The organism is Thermosynechococcus sp. OHK43 (genome assembly GCF_014466085.1).
GTDB lineage: Bacteria > Cyanobacteriota > Cyanobacteriia > Thermosynechococcales > Thermosynechococcaceae > Thermosynechococcus.
Map to the genome: position 1 here is coordinate 1 of NZ_JACOMP010000146.1, position 18,382 is coordinate 18,382.

The window sequence follows — 18,382 nt, forward strand, 5'->3', positions numbered from 1 at the left end:
CCGTGGCCTGGCAAGCCGCCAGCTCTGCTTCTTTTTCGCGGCAGGTGGCTTCCATTGTGGTTAAAGAAGCAATTAATCTCGACCTTTCACTGGCATATTCCTCTTCAAGGCTGCTGCTGCGCTGGTAGGCGGTTTCTAGCTCTTGGCGATAGCGATCGCAATTGTCCCGCAGGGCTTCGTTTTCCGCTTGGCTACTGTTGAGGGCATTCGTCAATTCTGCCACCTGCTGGCGATAGTCACTGACTTGAGTTTGCAGTTGCTGTTGCTGGTCCTCTAGCTCTTGACAGCGGTTTTGCAGCCATTCCACCTCTGAGCGCAATTGCTCAATTTCTTGGCGCTGGCGATCCCGCTCCTGTTCACTGCGGGTGACCCATTCCTTGAGCCCTTCGATACGCTGGGCCTGTTCGCCAACAATTCTGTGCAGGCGATCGCACTCTTCTTTCAAACGTTGGACAGAACCCTTGTACTGCCGCTGTACCCAAGCCCGCAAAAACGATAGGCCGGAGATGGTAAATCCAATCAGGGCATAGGTGCCCACCAGTGTATGACCCGTGGCCGACATCTGTAACATATTGAACCCCTGAACTTTAGTTGAATGTCAACGAAAAGCCGCAATTCAGAATATAGCCCTTTTCCCAAGGATGGAACCCGCCCAAAACAGCCAAAGCCGCTGTCGGACAGGTCTTTGTCTTTTTATCCTTTGGCGATCGCTCCCCTAGGCAGGCGCAGGGCGATAACTTTTGGGAATAAATGCAGAAACTTCTACTTCCTAGTCTAGCGAGGGAAAATGACTGCTGGGGTTAGCTTCTTGATAGCATTGGTAGAATAAGAATGCACTGGAATTTGCAAGGGGAAGACCAATGACTGAGGCAGCTGTATTGCCTATTCTGTTGATGGGGATTGCGAACTTTTTGCAGATCTACTTAATTATTCTGCTGATTCGCGTACTTCTGTCGTGGTTTCCTAATATCAACTGGTACAATTCGCCCTTCTCAATTCTGAGTCAGTTAACAGATCCTTACCTGAATATCTTTCGCGGTCTGATTCCTCCCATCGGGGGTCTTGACTTTTCGCCAATCATTGCCTTCTTCCTCTTGCAGTTTATCGTTCAACTGTTGGCGGGGTTCTCCAGTAGCGCCACGTTCTTTTAAACCACTTTCGGCTCATGAGGGTACAATCGCCATGTCAACGCTGCCTGCGTTTCAGGATGAATTTAATGTCATTGTTGTCGGTGCGGGTCATGCAGGCTGTGAAGCGGCCTTGGCAACGGCGCGGTTGGGCTGTCGTACCCTGTTGCTGACCCTCAACCTCGATAAGATTGCTTGGCAGCCCTGTAATCCTGCGGTGGGTGGTCCTGCAAAATCACAACTGGTGCACGAAGTGGATGCCCTAGGGGGCGAAATTGGGCGTGTCACCGATCGCACCTATCTGCAAAAGCGGCTCTTGAATGCCTCACGGGGGCCAGCGGTCTGGGCATTGCGGGCGCAAACGGATAAGCGCGAATACAGCGCCGTCATGAAACAGGTGCTGGAAAATCAGCCCAACTTGCTCCTGCGCGAGGGCATGGTCACGGATTTAGTCCTCGATGCCCATGACACAGTGATTGGGGTTGAAACCTACTTTGGCGTCGCCTTTCGCTGTCAAGCAGTGGTTCTGACAACGGGAACCTTCCTCGGTGGCCGTATCTGGGTAGGGAACAAATCCATGCCCGCTGGTCGTGCTGGCGAATTTGCCGCCGAGGGACTCTCCCAAACCTTAGCCCGCCTCGGCTTTGAGGTGGATCGTCTGAAAACAGGAACGCCTGCACGGGTCGACCGGCGATCGGTGGACTACAGCAAGATGGAACCCCAACCCCCGGATGAGCAGGTGCGCTGGTTTAGCTTTGATCCTACCGCATGGGTGGAAAGGCCACAAATGAACTGCTACTTGACCCGCACCACCCCTGAAACCCACCGGCTTATCCGTGAGAATCTCCACCTCACTCCTGTGTATGGTGGCTGGGTTGATGCCAAAGGCCCCCGCTACTGCCCCAGCATTGAGGATAAAATTGTCCGCTTTGCCGATAAAGAAAGCCATCAAATTTTCATTGAACCCGAAGGCCGCAATACGCCTGAACTCTACATCCAAGGCTTTTCTACGGGACTTCCAGAACCGCTGCAACTGCAACTGTTGCGCACACTGCCGGGGCTAGAAAACTGCATCATGCTGCGTCCGGCCTATGCGGTGGAGTATGACTACTTGCCGGCAACCCAGTGCTTTCCCACCCTGATGACCAAAAAAATTCAGGGGCTGTTTTGTGCGGGGCAAATCAACGGCACCACCGGCTATGAGGAAGCGGCAGCCCAAGGGATTGTGGCCGGAATTAATGCCGCTCGCTTTGTTCAGGGGAAACCAATGATCACCTTGCCGCGCCAAGGGAGCTACATCGGTACTCTTATTGATGATCTGTGCACGAAGGAACTGCGGGAACCCTACCGCATGCTCACTAGCCGCTCGGAATATCGCTTGGTATTGCGATCGGACAATGCTGACCAGCGGCTTACCCCCTTGGGATACGAGATTGGCTTGGTGAGTGAAGCCCAATGGCAGGTGTTTCAAGCAAAACAGCAACGCCTTGCGGCTGAGAGCCAACGCTTGCAAACCACGCGCATCAAAGCCCATGAACCCATGGGCGAAGCGATTGTGGTCGCGACGGGTCAAGGGATTAAAGGTGCCATTGCCCTTGCTGAGTTGCTGCGGCGATCGGGGATACACTACGAGCTATTGGATCGCCACGGCCTTGGCAATCCAGACTTGACGCCCCAAGAGAAAGAGGCGGTTGAAATTGCCATTAAGTACGCCGGCTACATTGAGCGACAACAGCGGGAAATTGAGCAGATTGCCCGCCAAGAACAGCGTCCTCTCCCTGCCGATTTGGATTACTTTGCTATCCCCACCCTTTCAATGGAGGCACGGGAAAAACTCAGCGCGATTCGCCCCCTCACCATTGGCCAGGCCAGCCGTATTGGTGGGGTGAATCCAGCGGACATCAATGCCCTTTTGGTCTATCTCCAGATGCAACAGCAGCGACGATCCCTAGTGGCGGTGGGGAGCTAAGACAAAGTGGCTGGCTGGTTAGGCAAATTGGCGCTGGCCTATGCTTGGCGACAGGGGCAAACGATTCCAGTGCGGTCTTATGCCTCGGCACCCCTGAAGCTACAACGCTCATTTTATCCTGAGGGAAAGCCGATTTGCCACAGTCTGATCCTGCATACGGCGGGGGGCTATGTGGGGGGCGATCGCCTGCACCAAAAGATTACCCTTGAACCCCAGTGCCGTGTCCTGTTGACAACGCCTGCCGCCGCCAAGGTCTACGGTCGTGCCCAAATCCCTGTGGAGCTAACGGTTAACTGCCATGTTGCCGATAATGCTGTTTTAGAATGGCTCCCCCAAGAAACGATTATCTTTGCGGGTGCTCAATTTCACCAACGCCTGCGCATTGATCTTACCCCTCAAGCACAGGTGGGCCTTTGGGAGATGACTCGCTTTGGCCGCACGGCTCGCGGTGAAGTCTTTAATCATGGGTATTGGCGTTCCCATACGGAGGTGTGGCAGGGGGGTGTGCCCCTGTGGATCGATCGCCAGCGGATTGAGGGTACGAAAACGATGCTAACAGCAATGAATGCCTTGCAGGGGTGTCCGCTCATGGGCACATTGGCTTGGGTCGGCAGGGAAGTGAGCAGCGAACAGATACAACGGCTGCGGGATTTAGCAATGGGGATTCAGGGGGAGATGGGTGTCAGTGCCCTGATTCGCGGGGTGGTTTGTCGCTATCGCGGTCACTCAATGGCGGAATTACGGCGGTGGTTTGTGGCGGCTTGGCAGTTGCTCCGGCAGGGGCAAGCTTCTCATCCTTCTGTTTGCTATCCCCGGGTGTGGCCACGATGACCCGCAATCTTCCTCTTTGGGATTACGAGCGGCAACAAAAGCGGCAACAAATTAGAAAAATCAGAAAAATCAGTGCTTGGCTGCGGGAAGAAACGCCCCTCTGCAACAGGTCCTGCAATCCGTCAATGCCACAGTTGAGCGCCATGTCGGTCGGATGTTGTCCCCTGAACACCTAGCGATTCTGCGCAAGGTGGGGGAGCTCGTGCTCGCCAATAGTGATCACGCTTGGCAACACCTGAAACAGCGATTGGGCAGCGGTCAGATTCCAGTCGATCCCTGGCAGCATCTTCAGGATCAACCCCTAATTGTTGAGTTTGCTGCATCCTTCTGAGGAAAACGAACGGGGGGCGATCGCCGGCCTCTTGGCGGATGGTGCCTTTCAGGTCTTTACCGACAACAGGGGGGCGGCGGTGTTGAGTCGTGCATGAGTGATGTTGAACAAGAATTGAGTGGCGAGTGAATCTCCATGCTTGGCATTGGTTTGGGGGTTCTCGAAAGGGGAGAATTTGCCCGCCGAGTGGCAACGACGGCCCGATATGTTGATATGTTAATCAGTTCCGCTGGCTCCTGCGTGCTCACGGTGGCAGCGGCGTTGATCGCGCTTGCAATTGATCGCCAATGCGCCGTAGGGCATCCATAGGGCCAGTGAGGAGGAGGCGATCGCCTGCCATTAAAGGACAATCGCTGCTAGGTTCAGAAAGAAGTGTTCCTTCTCGCCGCAGGGCACGAATCGTCACAGTCTCAGGCAGATGCAGATCCGCAATGGTGCGATGTTTTTCGCCAATCTCTTTGGGCAACATGATCCAAAGAAACAAGGTTTCCCCTTGGGGCACACTGACACGGCCATTGATCAGGGCTTCACAAGCCGCAAACTCCGCTGGCTGACCGACAATCAAGAGGCGATCGCCCCCTTGGAGGCGGGTTTGACCGCTGGGATAATCCACCTCAGTACCATCCGCCCGCACAATCGCCAAGAGCGTCACCCCCGTCAGCTGTCGCAGTTGGATTTCTGCTAAGCTCATGCCGCGAATGGGGGAATCCTCAGGGACACTCAGCCAGCGACTATTCATATCCTGAGCCGCTTGCCGCAGGAGACGGGCGGTTCCCTCCGGTGGAGTATCACCGCGCAAATTGGCGTAATGGCTGTCGCGCACCTGTTGTACCTGCTGTTGAATATGGCGCTCACCCATGCCGAGGCTAAAGAAGAGATGGGCAGCCAACTCTAAGCTGGCTTCAAACTCCGGTTGCACCACCTCCCGTGCCCCCAGTTGATAAAGCAATTCAATGTCGCGATCGCTGTTGGCGCGAACAATCACATCCAGTTCTGGGGCAAACTCGAGGGCGCGCTTGAGACAGAGGCGGGTACTCATACTATCGGGGAGAGCGATCGCCATGCCAAGAGCTTGATCGACCCCTGCTTTGGCCAGAATTGTTCTACTGGCGGCATTGCCATAAATGTAGGGCAGTTGAGCATCGCGTACTTCGTTAATGACCGTTTCACTTTGCTCAATCACCAACACGGGATAATTTTGTTTTTGGAGGAGTTTGACCAGACTCTTGCCGACACGACCATAGCCACAGACAATGACATGGTTTCGCTGGGGCAATCCCGTTAAATCCATGGCCAGGATGTCATCTTCCTTGAAGAGGCGGCGCAGTAGGGGCAGTTCCAATAGCACTGGCACTACCTTTAACAAAAAGGGCGTCACCAGCAAAGTGACTGCGGTGGTGCCCAGGGTGAGCAGGTAAACCTGTTGGGAAACCAACCCCAAACCCCGCCCTGCCGTCAGCAGCACAAAGGAAAATTCGCCAATCTGAGCAAGGCCAATCCCCACCAGCAACGACGTTTTCCATGAGTAGCCAAAGAACTTAACAATGGGGGTGGTGATCAAGAACTTACCGAGAATAACGAGGCTCACCAATTCAATAATGCGATCCAAGTGCTCCCACAGAAACACTGGGTCAATGAGCATGCCAATCGAGGCAAAAAAGAGCGTTGTAAAGATATCGCGGATCGATTCCACGTAATCGAGGGTTTGATCGGCATACTCCACCTCGGAGATCATCAGACCCGCAATAAAGGCCCCAATCTCAATTGAAAGCCCCAAATACTGTGTCAGCAGCGCAATTCCCAAGCAGAGGGCAACGACGCCTAAAAGGAAAAGCTCACGACTTTCGGTTTTGGCCAGTAGCCGTAGTAGGGGGGGCAGCAACCACATACCAGCAGCGATCGCCCCCACAGCAATCAAGGCAATGGTCAATACTGCTTGCCCGAGGGCGAGTCCCAACTCCTCTGCGGGTTTGTTCAGAGCTGGTAAGACGGCAATCATCAAGCCCACCGCCAAATCCTGCACTACCAAGATGCCCAGCATAATTTGCCCTTGGATCGACTCCAACTCATTGCGATCCATGAGGCTGCGCAGCACCACTGCCGTTGAAGAGAGGGAGAGAACAGCACCGAGGAAAACCCCCTGATTGGGGGAACTCACCCAGCCAACCCCCACGGCAATCAGTGTTGTGACTGCAATTGTAAGGAGAATTTGTAGGGCGCTGCCCCCCAAGCTAACCCCTTGGACCTTCCGAATTTCACCGAGGGAAAAGCTCACCCCTAGGGCAAAGAGCAAAAAGGCCACCCCCAGTTGTGCTAAACCTTCCACCTGAGGCACTTCCCTTAGGAGTCCCAGGCCCGTTGGCCCCACCAGCATACCGGCCAAAAGGTAGCCCAGCAGGATTGGTTGTCGCAGCAAAGCTGCCAACAGACCTCCCACTGCCGCTGCCCCCAGCACCACACTGAGATCAATGACAAGGCGAAAATCTTCCGTCATGGGATCTAATGCTAAGGCATGAGAGCTAGCAGCTGGGAAACAACAGCAAAGCTCTCACTGTAGAGAAAGTCCTGTCCCCAGCGCTGTAGCTCTTGACTTAGAAGGATCTCAGCGGTTTGATCACTCAGGGGTGTGACGTGGTAAGTGCGACACAACTGGGCACTGCCACCCGCTTCCATGCGCATACAGCCACGGGTTTCAGAGCAAATAATTGTACAGCAGTCTGCCTCTAGATTGGTGGAAGTGAGCTTCAAGTCAATGAGATCCCCGAGAACCTGTCCTGGATCCCCTGTTGGTACGCCCGCCAGTTCGGCGCGAATGTAGCGCTGATCAGCACTCACGAGTTCCACCTGGTAGAGGTCATAATCGCCACTTTCATAGACAACGTGTCGGGGCTGCCACTGCAGACGGGAGGCCAACCAGCCAAGGTACATTAAAGCTTGGGCGGGATTACCTTTTTCGTAGTCAATGACCACCTGGTCAATTTCCTGAATGGCCAAGCGGCGTTCGGGGGGATCAAAGGCTTCGGCAGCCAGTTCTTGCCAGGCCCCAAGACGTCGCCAGTTCAAATCCGTGAGGGGGAGGTTTTGTTCGAGTAAAGGAGCGATCGCCCGCAGACCCCGCAGCGGATCGAGAAATTCACTGGAATCCACAATCACGCGGCTAAATTGGGGGGCAAGGGTTTGAAACAACTCAAAGTTATGGAACAAATCCCCCTTCCACCACAAAAAGCGGGGTAACTCTTGAATGATCAGGGATTTCAAGAGGGGTTGGGCCCGCTGAAAAGCTTCATGGGTGCCCTTGAGCGTAATGTATTCACAGCAGACGAGGGAACTGCGTATCTTTTTGTTAATTGGACAATAGGCGGCCACTTGAGCGGTAATTCCTGTATCTTCGCCAAGGGTAGGACACAGGGCAATCACCCGACAGGGATTTTGGCTAGCGATCGCGTCAGCAATACCACTACCGCGCATATCCACCGCATAGCGATCGCTCCGAGGGATTCCCTGAGCATATTCTGCTTGCAAAGCCTGCCGCAATTGGGGCGTGACTCGACCCGTCAAGGGCAAGTTGTGATTCTTTTCAGCAGCACGAATTGCTGACTGCATCCGCGGACCAAGAATGCCATCAATGGGGCCAGTGTAATAGCCCAAGGCCGCTAGCAATTGTTGAGTATCATCCGCCTCATAGACAACTAGGGTAAAGGTGGTTGCCCGTACTGCTGCTGGAGCCGTGCCATCCCCGCCGTGGCTGAGCCAAATTTGCCGCAAACTTTGCTCAATATCATCAAGGGAGACATCCACGGGATCTTGGAGCGCTACGAGGGGAGTTGATTCAGTTGCCATACCTAGGTACCTAATCTGTTAATGGAGTTTGGCCTTGATTCCCATTTCTTCCCATGATGGGCAAAGATTACAGTCGCCGCCAGCGCCGGCCATCGGCATTAATCATCACCTCTGCTGCATCCGGCCCCCAAGTCCCCGCGTCATAGGTGGGTATGGCCTCTGGATCAGTGGGGGCATCCCAAGCCGTTAAAACCGGCATCACCACGCGCCAAGCCGCCTCCACCTCATCTGCCCGCGTAAACAGGGTTTGGTCCCCTAACATGCAGTCCAGTAATAACCGCGCATAAGCATCCGCGGTCGCCATCCCAAAGGAGGAGCCGTAGCTAAAGTCCATTTCCACCGTGCGTGTGCGCAGATCTGCACCGGGCATTTTTGCCTCAAAGCGCAGAGCAATCCCTTCATTGGGTTGAATGCGCATCGTTAGAACATTGGGATTGGTTTGGCGGGCGGCCGACTGGAAAATCAGTAAAGGCACCTCACAAAACTGAATTGAGATTTCTGTGACCTTTTTTGCCAAGCGTTTACCCGTGCGCACATAAAAGGGCACCCCCTGCCATCGCCAGTTATCAATCATGAGTTTTAGGGCCGCATAGGTGGGAGTGGTGGAGGTGGGACTCACGCCCGGCTCCTCACAATAGCCCACAACAGGTTTGCCCTTCATCCAGCCGGCTCGGTATTGGCCGCGGACAGCACAGGCATCGAGATTATCAAGATCCGCTAAACGGGTGGCTTGGAGGACCTTCACCTTTTCGCTGCGCAGACTATCGGCATCGAGGGCATTGGGGGGTTCCATAGCCGTCAGAGCCAGCAACTGGAGAATGTGGTTTTGCACCATGTCCCGCAGGGCACCCGAAGTTTCATAGTAGCCGGCCCGGTCTTCAACCCCGACGGTTTCGGCAACCGTAATCTGCACATGATCCACGTACTGGCGGTTCCAGAGGGGTTCAAAAATGGCATTGGCAAAGCGAAACACCATCAGGTTTTGCACCGTCTCTTTGCCAAGGTAGTGGTCAATGCGGTAAACCTGCTCCTCCTTGCACACCGACTGCACCACCTCATTGAGGGCTTGGGCAGAGGTGAGATCACGGCCAAAAGGCTTTTCAATCACGAGACGATGCTTTTGGGGATCACTCAATAGCCCCGCTGTCCCCAGTTGCTGAATGGCTTCAACGAAAAAGTTCGGCGAGACCGCAAGGTAAAAGACGCGATTGCCGCGAGTTTGGCGTTTTTCATCTAGCTCAGCTAGCAATGTTTTCAGCTGGGCGTAGGCGGCGGGATCATCGATATTGCCAGAGCAATAAAACAGACCTTGGGCAAATTCCTGCCACAGGGGCTCCGCCTGAATGCCGCCACCAAACTCCTCGACCCCTTGGCGGAGGTGCTCGCGAAAATAGTCATCACTCCAGTTGCGACGTGCCACGCCAACAATGGTAAGTTCGGGGGGCAGACGGCGTTCGAGTCTCAGTTGATAAATCGAAGGAATCAGTTTGCGCTGAGTAAGATCGCCACTGGCACCAAAAATCACCAAAATCAGTGGCTCTGGGGTTCGTTCTTGGCGTAGTCCAACCCGCAGGGGATTTTCAAACAAGGTTACCATGGGTTACACCTGTGTCACGGTTGGTTGGGCAGGGGTTTGCTGGATAAAGGATTCCACGAGGGCGACGTTCTCAGGACTGCCAACAATCAGCGGTGTACGCATGTGCAGATGATCGGGCACAACATCCAGAAGCGGTTGGGTACCGGTACTGGCTTTACCCCCTGCTTGTTCCACCAGGAAGGCAATTGGAGCCGCTTCGTAGAGGAGCCGCAACTTACCAGCGGGGTTCTTTTGGGTGCCGGGATAGAGAAAGACGCCCCCCTGCATGAGAATGCGGTGAATATCAGCAACAAGGGCACCACTATAGCGGGCGCTATAGCCGGGCTGACGATGCACATGGCGGACGTAGTTACGAATCGGTTCTTCCCATGCCCAGAAGTTGCCTTCGTTCACACTGTAAATGGCACCACTGGCAGGAATTTGCAGGTTCTCGATCGCCAGAATAAACTCACCGAGGCTGGGGTCAAGGACAAAGACATGGGTACCCTTGCCCAGGGAATAGACCAGCATCGTGCTGGGGCCATAGAGAATATAGCCAGCGGCAATTTGCCTGTGGCCATCTTGCAGGAGATCGGCAGCGGTACCGTCTAGATCGGTACCTTCCTGCTGGCGAATCGCAAAAATCGATCCCACATTGAGGTTGATATCCACATTGGAGGAACCATCGAGGGGATCGTACAGGAGAGTGTAGCGGCCAATGGGACAATTTTCGGGAATGTAGTACGGCTTCTGCATTTCCTCGGAGGCAAGGCGACATACCAAGCCACTCTGCTTGAAGGCGGCAATAAAGACCTCGTTGGCATAGACATCCATTTTTTTGACATCTTCCCCTTGGATATTTACAGCTCCCGTAAAGCCCAACACCCCCTCCATCAGACCCGCTCGACTCAAACGGCGGGCAATGAGCTTGCCAGCAAGGGCAATGCGATTCATCAGGGCACTTAGATCTTGGGCAGCAGCATCAAAGCTTTGGAGTTGCTGGAGAACGTGGCGAGATAGGGTCAAACAATCCCGATCGAGGGCCTGTTCGTGGGCTGCGTAGTCGGTCATTGCCCCTCCCTAGTGAGGATGTCTCTAGCCTCGATCCTAAACCGTCTCTGTTCAGAAGTGGTGAGTCTTTAGATCAACTAAAGATTCCAAGGAACACTGCTGGTGCTGATCCGGTGTATACCGGCAGCGGCAAACTCGGCAAAGGCTGCATTGGCAGCTTCACTAAAGTCCACGACCCCCGGCACCACCACAGGGGACATACAATCCTCAAGGAGGTAGACTCGTTGAGCCAGTTGGGCATCTCGCTGTTGAATTTCCCTGAGCAGGTCGGCCACTGTCCAAGCAACACAGTGACTTTTGGCCTGACCGGCAATGATCAGGCGATCGCCCGCCAGCAGATGCTCAATCAAGGCCCTATTCACCGCCCCGAGGGGACGTCCTTGGGGGTCATGGCTGACCTCTGGACGCAGCACCGAGTAATTTTCCGTCAGGGGATGGCTACCTTTGAGTTCGATGCGGGTTTGCTGCTGTCGCGCCACGGTGTGAAAGAAACAGGCTTCCTCCACAGCAGACACAAGGGCATGACCAATCCCCCCCAGCATCGAGTGGTAGGGCCAAATCGTCAGCGGAAACCTCCCCTTGGCAGCTAACTGTGCCACATAGTGCCGGGCATAGGTCTGAAGACTCGCCAGATCTCCTAGGGGCAATGAAGACAGCAGGTGGGGATTGGGTTGCCAATATCCCTCCTCAACGTCTTGGAGCGTGATGGTGGTTAAAGGTAGTGGATGCTCACCGGCAGGGTTAACCCAAAAGAGGGGATGGAAAATTTGACTTGCAGTGTGGGTATCAAGGGTAACAATGATCTCGCTAATCTGGGCAAGATGGGTGTAAATGAAGCGGCATAGGCGTTGATTATCCGCAACTGCACCAGGGACAAATAGCTCAAACTCTGGTAAGCAAAACGTGTTTTGGACATCAGTGAGCAAGAGAATCGTCCGCTGTGGATCGTCACTCGCGGGCGGAATCTGGTAGTGCTGTGCCCATTGGCGCGCCTGTGCTGCCCGTTCTTGGTAGGGGACACGCCACACCTCAGCGACCTTAGCAGGATTAAAGAAATCAGGAATAGGCAGTGCTGTTGCCGTGGCCATGGTTCCCTCCTATAGGGGGTAGGCGAAGAAATTGTAGTCAAGAATACAAATGTTAATTTTTAATAAACTACCCGTCATATCAGCAATTATACGGATGAGCAACCATTGGTAACGTCTATAAAATTTACGATCAAAGTCTAATCTATCTTCCCTAGGAGAACCCATAATGTTGGTGCGCACGCTCAATAGTGTTTTAGAGCAACATATTGCCGGAGTGCCGGGCGTGTTAGCCGTGTTAATTGGCCGCATGACCGATGGGGCAACCATTGCCGAAATTAACTACAGTGGCACTTACTTTGAAAATGCCTCCCTCAGTTCTTTGGGAGCCTATGCCAGCGATCTGCTGCGAGCGAATAACCGCGTGTGTCAAGTGATGGATCCTGCCTCAGAGGCGGACTATTTGCTAGCGGGTTCGGCAGAGGTGCGGCTGGTGATTAAAGCCTTCAGCAAAACTCCCTACTTTGTACTGTTTCTCACGAAGGCGAGCACTAACCTGAAGCTAGTGTTTGAGCGCATTAAGGCTATCTTGGCCGATGGAAAACCCCTGCTGCCGCCGGTACAGGACAACGCTAGCTCGGTTGCCCAACTGCTGCTCAGCTATGCCCGTCGCTATGCTCCGGATCCCCACTTTGTGACGCTGCGGCTGTCGTTGAAAACAGGCTTGCACCGCGAGCGACTGGAAAAAGGCCAATTGGATGAGCGGGAAGTACGCATTCTCTACAAAGCGGTAGCCGATCTCGTGGGTATGGAACGTCTCCCTGTGCCGTCTCCCTAATGCTGTTCTATTTTCTCCAATGAGAAACCCCAGAAAGGATTTGTGCCTATGTTTGAGCGTCTGCGCATTGATCGCCCGCGGAAGCTGGTGGCGTTTTTTAACGAGCCAGTGATTTTCCACTGCCACCACTACAATCTATTTCTTCAACAAACCATTGAGGATCCTGACTGGATTGATGGGGTCAGTATCCTGCGGACCTCAGCCCAAGAGATTTTCTATAGCTTACTTGCCAATGCCTTTAATACGTTGGCAGTGCAAACACCAGCGGAATGCCTTGCCACTGCCGCAGAAATCTTTAGGTTTTTGGGGTTTGGCTGTCTCAACTTTGAGGTAACAGAGAAAGGGGGGCAAGTGGAGTTGACCCACTCCCACTATGCTGAGGCTTGGTTAGGGAAATATGGCGAGCAGGTGAACCGCACAAAACCAATGGATCACTTGGCGGTGGGCTATGTGGCGGCCGCTTTAGATGCCACCTTTGCCGAATTGGGCACCTACGTGGCCGAAGAAACCAGTTGTATGGCGGTGACGCGGCAGGATCACTGCCTGATCCAGGTGGCCAAAGCACCGGTGCGCCGTTCCCTAACGCCGAGTCCGCAAATGGGCAAGCTAATTGATCAACCTGTCCTGCTGCCGAAAGGGGAAACCAGCGTGGACTATGATGCGGTGAATGAAGCCCTCTGGGGGCTGCCCCTTGAAGGGGATGGGAATGGCCAAATTCGGGCGTTTAATGTGCTGCTGACGCGGATGCCTGCCAACTACTACAACCGCATTCAGTACCGTTTCCTTGATGAGCTACAAAAGGTTCACCCGGAGCTTTTAGAGGTGGGACAGGCCTTGATTCGTGAATCGGGTCATGTTTGTGTCTTTTACACCTTTGGCAATATCATGGAGTCGGTGGAGTGGGAAACGGTGGTTGGCCCCATGCTGAAGACCGACACCGATTGGATTCACGGCGGCTATGCCGTTGCCAGTAGCTTGGGATGGGGCCGTTGGCAAGCCCTAGAAGTGGTCCGGAACGAATCCTGTCGAGTGGCCATTGATGGTAACTACGAAACCAACTACTTCTTGGCCTCCTATCCCCATGCTGTCCAACCGGCCTGCTATTTTGCCCAAGGGGCGGTCCCTGCAATGATGAACATTGTCTATAACGGCCGCATTCAACAGAAACCCGTCTTGGATGAGGCTTTTTACAATCGTCTCTTTCAGCGGGGCGGTGTCTTTCAGGGGGTGGAGGTGAAGGCACGGGAAAAAGGTGATCCTTGGTGTGAATTTTATGCCCAACGCCTATAGGTTAGTTCTAAGGGATGCCGATTCAACTTTCTAAACGCCGCGAATGTGGCGGCACATGGGTGGTTGATCTGGATTTGGGGCGATCGCCCACCGATGCGGAACTTACGTCCCTTGCCCAACGCTATGGTGGTCGCTGTCGCCAGTTTCAACAGTTGATCTGGTTAGATTTGCCCAGCGGTCGGATTACGGCCTCACTGCGGCTGTCGCGTCTGACGATTCGCCTTGGGGATAAGACCCTAGAAGCAGCCATTATTGCAGACCTGCAGCAGCTTGCTGAGGATGCCGTGGCAGCTTGTGGAATCGATGTTTAGCGCTGGTTATGGCGGGCTGGCTGGGCACATACGATTTCTTGCTGGTTTCGATGACCCTGGGGGCGATGCTGGCACTATCGCTCTATTTGCCCTTAATGAGTGGCCAACTCTCCCTTGCCAGTCCAGCTTTTTATGCCATTGGTGGCTATATTGCTGCTTTGCTTTCCACCCGTGTTTTTACAGGACTGAACCCCTATCCGGTGCCCTTGGTGCTGGGGGAAATGGTTTTGGCGGCTCTTGTCTGTGGTCTGGTGGGATGGGGCTTGGGGGTACCAGTACTGCGGTTACGGGGCATTTATTTTGCCATTGCGACAATCGCTTTTTCTGAGGTGCTGCGGGTGTTGGCACTCAATTTGGAGGTTACCGGGGGGGCGGTCGGTATCTTTGGGATTCCCCAACCCTTTAGTACGCCCTTGGGCTATCTGTGGCTGACGCTGCCCTTGCTGATCATGGTGGCGATCGCCATCGGTCATTTGGAACAGACCCGTGCTGGCAAGGCAATGCAGGCCATTCGTAGCGATGAATTGGTGGCACAGACCTTGGGCATTGATACCACTCACTACAAGGTTTTGGGCTTTGTCTTGGGGGCTATTCTGGCGGGGGTGGCTGGGGTTTTGGCTGCTCATCTCTTGAATACTTGGAATCCCCGTCAGGGCACGTTTGATACCGGGGTGCTGGCACTGACGGCAGTGCTGATAGGGGGCAATCGGACATTCGTGGGGCCGATCGCTGGCGGTATACTCTTTACGGCCTTACCAGAACTCCTACGGAGCCTTGCCGATCAAGCCTATTTGCCACCACCAGTGGCCACTTTTTGCCGCGATGGGCGTCTTATGCTCTATGGCTTGCTGATTATCCTTGGCACGCGGTTTTTTCCGAGGGGCTTGTGCCAGCCTCTCCGCTGGCGATCGCTCTGGAGCATCCTATTGGGTCATCAAACACGGAAAATGTAGCTAGTCTTGACCTCGCCGCTGCTGCGCTACAACTGCACCTATGACCTTTCCCCGCGTGACTGTTTCCCTGACCTTGCCCAGTGACTTGACCCAGCTGGAGGCACTATTGGCATGGTTTAATCAGTACCGCCCGCCCACGCTGCCCCTTGAGGAGTGGTTGAAATTGGAACTGGCGCTTGCAGAGGGGTTTACCAACGCCGTTCGCCATGCCCATCGCGATCGCCCCCCGGAGACGCCGATTCGCATTGATCTGTGCATCGCCGAGACCCACATTGAATTGCGCATTTGGGATCGGGGTGACCCCTTTGACCTGGGGGCAAAGTTGCAAACGCTGCCGCCGCAAATTTCCACTGATGCCGAAGGAGGACGGGGTCTACGCCTTTTGGCAACGATCATGGATGAATTGGCCTATCAAGCCATAGAGGAGGGTGGCAACTGTTTGATTCTGCGCAAAACCGTGAAGCCGACCCCCCAATAACTCTATTCCTTGTGGGGAAAAAGGCGGGCTGCCAATTCCTCGTAGGTGGCATCAAAGGGACAGCGATCGCTCCTTGGGCACTGCCGACAGTATTTGCCATCGCTATAGCGTTCCAGGTTTTGGCGGTTAAAAAAGTAGGGCTTGTGGCTAAAGGTACTGGCGACCCACTGCCATGAGAGGTTATTACTTGCCGGATCGCCATCGAGCAAGTGCTGCAGAAACCAAGCGGCGCCCGCCTGCCAGCGCACCCGACACCAATGCACCACATAGGCAGCCAACCAGAGGCGAACATGGTTGTGCAAGTAGCCGGTTCGTTGCAGGTCGTAACTAAAGGCATCCATACAGGCTAGCCCCGTTGCCGCAGCGATGAGAGCAGGGGGCAATTGCGCTTGATAGTCGGTTGCCTGCCAGCCCGTCTTGTAGGGTTCAATGTCCTGCCACAGGCGATCGCCCCAATGGGCATAGAGGCGCTGCCAATAGTCTCGCCACGCCAATTGTTGCAATAGCGCCTCCGCTTGAGAGGGGTCATCTACCGATTGCCGTACGCGATCACGCACCGCCGCTAAACTGATTACCCCATGGCGCAAATAGGCCGAAAGGCCCGTCACTGCCCCCGTTAAAAAGTTGCGACTTTTGCCATAGCGTAGGGGCTGAATTTTGGCCAAACGCTCTTGGGCTGCTCCTAAGCCACCATAGGTTTCACTAACCGTGTCATCTTCCCCCACGACATCGGCAAACACTTGGCGCAGATAAGGCACATAGGCATCACGGTTTCCCAACCGTCGCTCCACGGCAGCCGCCGCAAGAAGGTCTTTGGCAGAATGAGTCATCGGTCTAAGGGCTGAGCAAACGTTCCAGGCGATAGCGATTATCCAAGCGTCCCACAAGGCGGCGCACTGGTCGGGGATACACCCGCACCAATGTTGGCGTGGCTTGGACTTGATCCTCCTCCGCCAGATCTGGTTGCTTAGTGACATCCACCACTTTGAGCGTGTAGGGCACCTTAAGGGAGCAACTAAGCAAATCATGGAGGTTTTTGAGGGCAACCTCAGCCGCATGGGTTTCGCCGCGCACATAGAGGCGAAAGATATAGCGATCGGGTTGCGAAGGACGCGGTGCAAAACTGCTCGGGGGCGTGGCTTCCTGCAAATCATAGATCAGTTGGTGGTGCTCCCACAGTTGCGGAAAGCTGCTGCGGTAGGCCTCTAGGGCTTGGGCATCGCAGGGATGCTGCGGATCCTGTATCAACTGCCACGGCAACGTGGGCTGATGAGCAGGGGCAAAGAGGGCATTCAATAGGGGACGATGGGGCCATGCCAAAGGATAAACCTCCGCCGCCACCCGCAGGCAGTGCTGTTCTTCATCAAACCAGTAATCGACGGCCGCCGTATAACAGGGAGAGAGAAAAAGGGGCGGCTCCTCTAAATCCAAGAGTTGTTGCAGGGCTTGACAGAGTGACTGATGCCAATGTCCCTGCTTTGATGGGTCACGGCAAAAGACCACATCCTCCCCCGGCGTAAAGAGCGCCAACCCCTTGTATAGGATAGGCTTGAGGCCAACCATTGCCCTAGATACGTCCCCGCAGAATTTGCGCCATTTCGTTGGGTTTGGGGGAGTTTTCGATGGCGGTTTCTTCGTCAATGCGCCCTGCCTCATAGAGTTCGTAGAGGCACTGGTTCATCGTGCACATACCGTCGTAGGTACACTGAGGAATAATCGCCTCAATTTCCTCCACTTCACCCCGCAAAATGTAGTCCTTGATGGCATCGGTGTTGATCATGATCTCGTGAATGGCCGCCCGCTTGCCATCCGTGGTGCGCACAAGGGCTTGGGCAATCACCGCCACCAGGGATTCCGCCACCTGCATCCGCATCGGCCCTTGTTCATCGGGGTTGTAGAGGTTGAGGATGCGCTCAATCGTTTTCACGGCACTGTTGGTGTGCAGGGTACCAAAGACCAGGTGACCGGTTTGGGCGGCTTTGAGGGCGGTATTCACTGTCTCGCGATCGCGCATCTCGCCAATGAGAATAATGTCGGGGTCTTCCCGCAGGGAGGCCTTGAGGGCATTGTCAAATTTAAGGGTATGGATGCCCACCTCCCGCTGGCGGATGAGGGAACGGCGGCTTTGGTGCACAAACTCAATCGGGTCTTCAATGGAGATAATGTGCTTTTGCATTTCAGTGTTGATGTAGTCCACCATGGCCGCCAGAGTTGTGGACTTCCCAGAACCCGTTGGTCCTGTCACCAGAATCAGACCCTTGTGGTAGTGGCAGAGATCCTTAAAGACGGGCGGCAAATTCAACTGCTCTAGGGTCAGAATCTTCACGGGAATTAGCCGCAGCACCATGGCGGGTCCTTTTAGGGCGACAAAGATGTTGATCCGTACCCGACACAGTCCTTCATACTGGTAGGCGCCGTCGTATTCCAGGTGGGTGCGAAACTGCTCGATTTGTTGGGGGGTGAGCAGTTCATTGAGCCAGTAGTTAAAAGTTTCTTCGTCAGTAACGGGATAGTTAGTAATCTCTAAACGTCCGCGATCGCGAAAGCGTGGCGCTTCGCCAACTCCCACATGAATATCGGAGTAGCCGTGCTCAAAGGCCTCCCGCACCAGTTGCTCCATCGTGGGGCCAGAAATGCGAGCAGCCGGTGTCGGCATCGGTTGGGTTGCCACCACCTGTTGGGGCATTGCCGGCTGCGGCGGCATGGGGCGTGGGGGCATCCCCGGTTGGGCGGGTATGGGAC

General features: G+C 54.5%; 17 protein-coding genes and 1 pseudogene. 9 read left to right on the forward strand and 9 right to left on the reverse strand.

Going from position 1 to position 18,382, the window contains the following annotated elements; all coding sequences use genetic code 11:
- A pseudogene (locus H8Q75_RS06175) lies at nt 1-571 on the reverse strand (hypothetical protein); the annotation flags it as partial.
- 289 nt (nt 572-860) lie between these two features.
- Between H8Q75_RS06175 and H8Q75_RS06180 the strand changes: the two are divergent.
- The 4 genes from H8Q75_RS06180 (at nt 861) to H8Q75_RS06195 (ending at nt 4,258) form a co-directional block, all read left to right on the forward strand.
- Nucleotides 861-1,151, forward strand: a complete 291-nt coding sequence (locus tag H8Q75_RS06180) for a YggT family protein (RefSeq protein WP_024125938.1) — start codon at nt 861-863, stop codon at nt 1,149-1,151.
- Nucleotides 1,152-1,182: 31 nt separating this feature from the next.
- Nucleotides 1,183-3,096, forward strand: a complete 1,914-nt coding sequence (gene mnmG, locus H8Q75_RS06185) for a tRNA uridine-5-carboxymethylaminomethyl(34) synthesis enzyme MnmG (protein WP_297040923.1) — start codon at nt 1,183-1,185, stop codon at nt 3,094-3,096.
- A 6-nt stretch (nt 3,097-3,102) separates the two neighbouring features.
- Nucleotides 3,103-3,927, forward strand: coding sequence for an urease accessory protein UreD (locus tag H8Q75_RS06190; protein WP_024125939.1), 825 nt, complete (start codon nt 3,103-3,105; stop codon nt 3,925-3,927).
- Between the two features lie 76 nt (nt 3,928-4,003).
- Entirely contained in the window at nt 4,004-4,258 is a 255-nt protein-coding gene (locus tag H8Q75_RS06195) for a hypothetical protein (protein ID WP_051372859.1), read from the forward strand.
- A gap of 244 nt (nt 4,259-4,502) precedes the next feature.
- On the opposite strand, the gene H8Q75_RS06200 is transcribed toward H8Q75_RS06195, so the two are convergent.
- The 5 genes from H8Q75_RS06200 to H8Q75_RS06220 all read right to left on the reverse strand — a co-directional run bounded on the left by H8Q75_RS06200 (nt 4,503) and on the right by H8Q75_RS06220 (nt 11,833).
- The gene (locus H8Q75_RS06200; protein WP_024125940.1) at nt 4,503-6,752 is read right to left on the reverse strand and encodes a cation:proton antiporter; all 2,250 of its coding nucleotides are present in this window, start codon (nt 6,750-6,752) and stop codon (nt 4,503-4,505) included.
- Nucleotides 6,753-6,763: 11 nt separating this feature from the next.
- Nucleotides 6,764-8,098 (reverse strand): glucose-6-phosphate dehydrogenase assembly protein OpcA, encoded by a 1,335-nt coding sequence (opcA, locus tag H8Q75_RS06205; protein WP_024125941.1) that lies wholly within the window; start codon nt 8,096-8,098, stop codon nt 6,764-6,766.
- 67 nt (nt 8,099-8,165) lie between these two features.
- Nucleotides 8,166-9,695 (reverse strand): glucose-6-phosphate dehydrogenase, encoded by a 1,530-nt coding sequence (zwf, locus tag H8Q75_RS06210; RefSeq protein WP_024125942.1) that lies wholly within the window; start codon nt 9,693-9,695, stop codon nt 8,166-8,168.
- Between the two features lie 3 nt (nt 9,696-9,698).
- Nucleotides 9,699-10,745, reverse strand: coding sequence for a class 1 fructose-bisphosphatase (gene fbp / locus H8Q75_RS06215; RefSeq protein ID WP_024125943.1), 1,047 nt, complete (start codon nt 10,743-10,745; stop codon nt 9,699-9,701).
- A gap of 77 nt (nt 10,746-10,822) precedes the next feature.
- Nucleotides 10,823-11,833 carry a nicotinamidase PncA gene (locus tag H8Q75_RS06220; RefSeq protein WP_024125944.1) on the reverse strand — a complete coding sequence of 337 codons (1,011 nt, stop codon included), beginning with the start codon at nt 11,831-11,833 and terminating at the stop codon, nt 10,823-10,825.
- Nucleotides 11,834-11,999: 166 nt separating this feature from the next.
- On the opposite strand from H8Q75_RS06220, the gene H8Q75_RS06225 reads away from it, so the two are divergent.
- Genes H8Q75_RS06225 through H8Q75_RS06245 form a run of 5 tightly spaced genes read left to right on the forward strand, consistent with a single transcriptional unit; the run spans nt 12,000 to nt 15,640 of the window.
- Nucleotides 12,000-12,608 carry a hypothetical protein gene (locus H8Q75_RS06225; RefSeq protein WP_024125945.1) on the forward strand — a complete coding sequence of 203 codons (609 nt, stop codon included), beginning with the start codon at nt 12,000-12,002 and terminating at the stop codon, nt 12,606-12,608.
- A gap of 48 nt (nt 12,609-12,656) precedes the next feature.
- Nucleotides 12,657-13,898 carry a hypothetical protein gene (locus tag H8Q75_RS06230; RefSeq protein ID WP_024125946.1) on the forward strand — a complete coding sequence of 414 codons (1,242 nt, stop codon included), beginning with the start codon at nt 12,657-12,659 and terminating at the stop codon, nt 13,896-13,898.
- A gap of 14 nt (nt 13,899-13,912) precedes the next feature.
- Nucleotides 13,913-14,209, forward strand: a complete 297-nt coding sequence (locus H8Q75_RS06235; RefSeq protein WP_024125947.1) for a hypothetical protein — start codon at nt 13,913-13,915, stop codon at nt 14,207-14,209.
- An 8-nt stretch (nt 14,210-14,217) separates the two neighbouring features.
- Nucleotides 14,218-15,162 carry a branched-chain amino acid ABC transporter permease gene (locus tag H8Q75_RS06240; RefSeq protein WP_041429320.1) on the forward strand — a complete coding sequence of 315 codons (945 nt, stop codon included), beginning with the start codon at nt 14,218-14,220 and terminating at the stop codon, nt 15,160-15,162.
- 40 nt (nt 15,163-15,202) lie between these two features.
- Nucleotides 15,203-15,640 carry an ATP-binding protein gene (locus tag H8Q75_RS06245; RefSeq protein ID WP_024125949.1) on the forward strand — a complete coding sequence of 146 codons (438 nt, stop codon included), beginning with the start codon at nt 15,203-15,205 and terminating at the stop codon, nt 15,638-15,640.
- A gap of 2 nt (nt 15,641-15,642) precedes the next feature.
- Here H8Q75_RS06245 and H8Q75_RS06250 read toward each other — a convergent pair whose 3' ends face one another.
- The 3 genes from H8Q75_RS06250 to H8Q75_RS06260 are packed head-to-tail and all read right to left on the reverse strand — an operon-like array spanning nt 15,643 to nt 18,344.
- Complete coding sequence (locus tag H8Q75_RS06250; protein WP_024125950.1) at nt 15,643-16,470, reverse strand: FAD-binding domain-containing protein; 828 nt, start codon at nt 16,468-16,470, stop codon at nt 15,643-15,645.
- Nucleotides 16,471-16,474: 4 nt separating this feature from the next.
- Nucleotides 16,475-17,203, reverse strand: a complete 729-nt coding sequence (locus tag H8Q75_RS06255) for a circadian clock KaiB family protein (protein WP_024125951.1) — start codon at nt 17,201-17,203, stop codon at nt 16,475-16,477.
- Between the two features lie 4 nt (nt 17,204-17,207).
- Nucleotides 17,208-18,344 (reverse strand): type IV pilus twitching motility protein PilT, encoded by a 1,137-nt coding sequence (locus H8Q75_RS06260; RefSeq protein WP_225871814.1) that lies wholly within the window; start codon nt 18,342-18,344, stop codon nt 17,208-17,210.
- Nucleotides 18,345-18,382 lie beyond the last annotated feature (38 nt).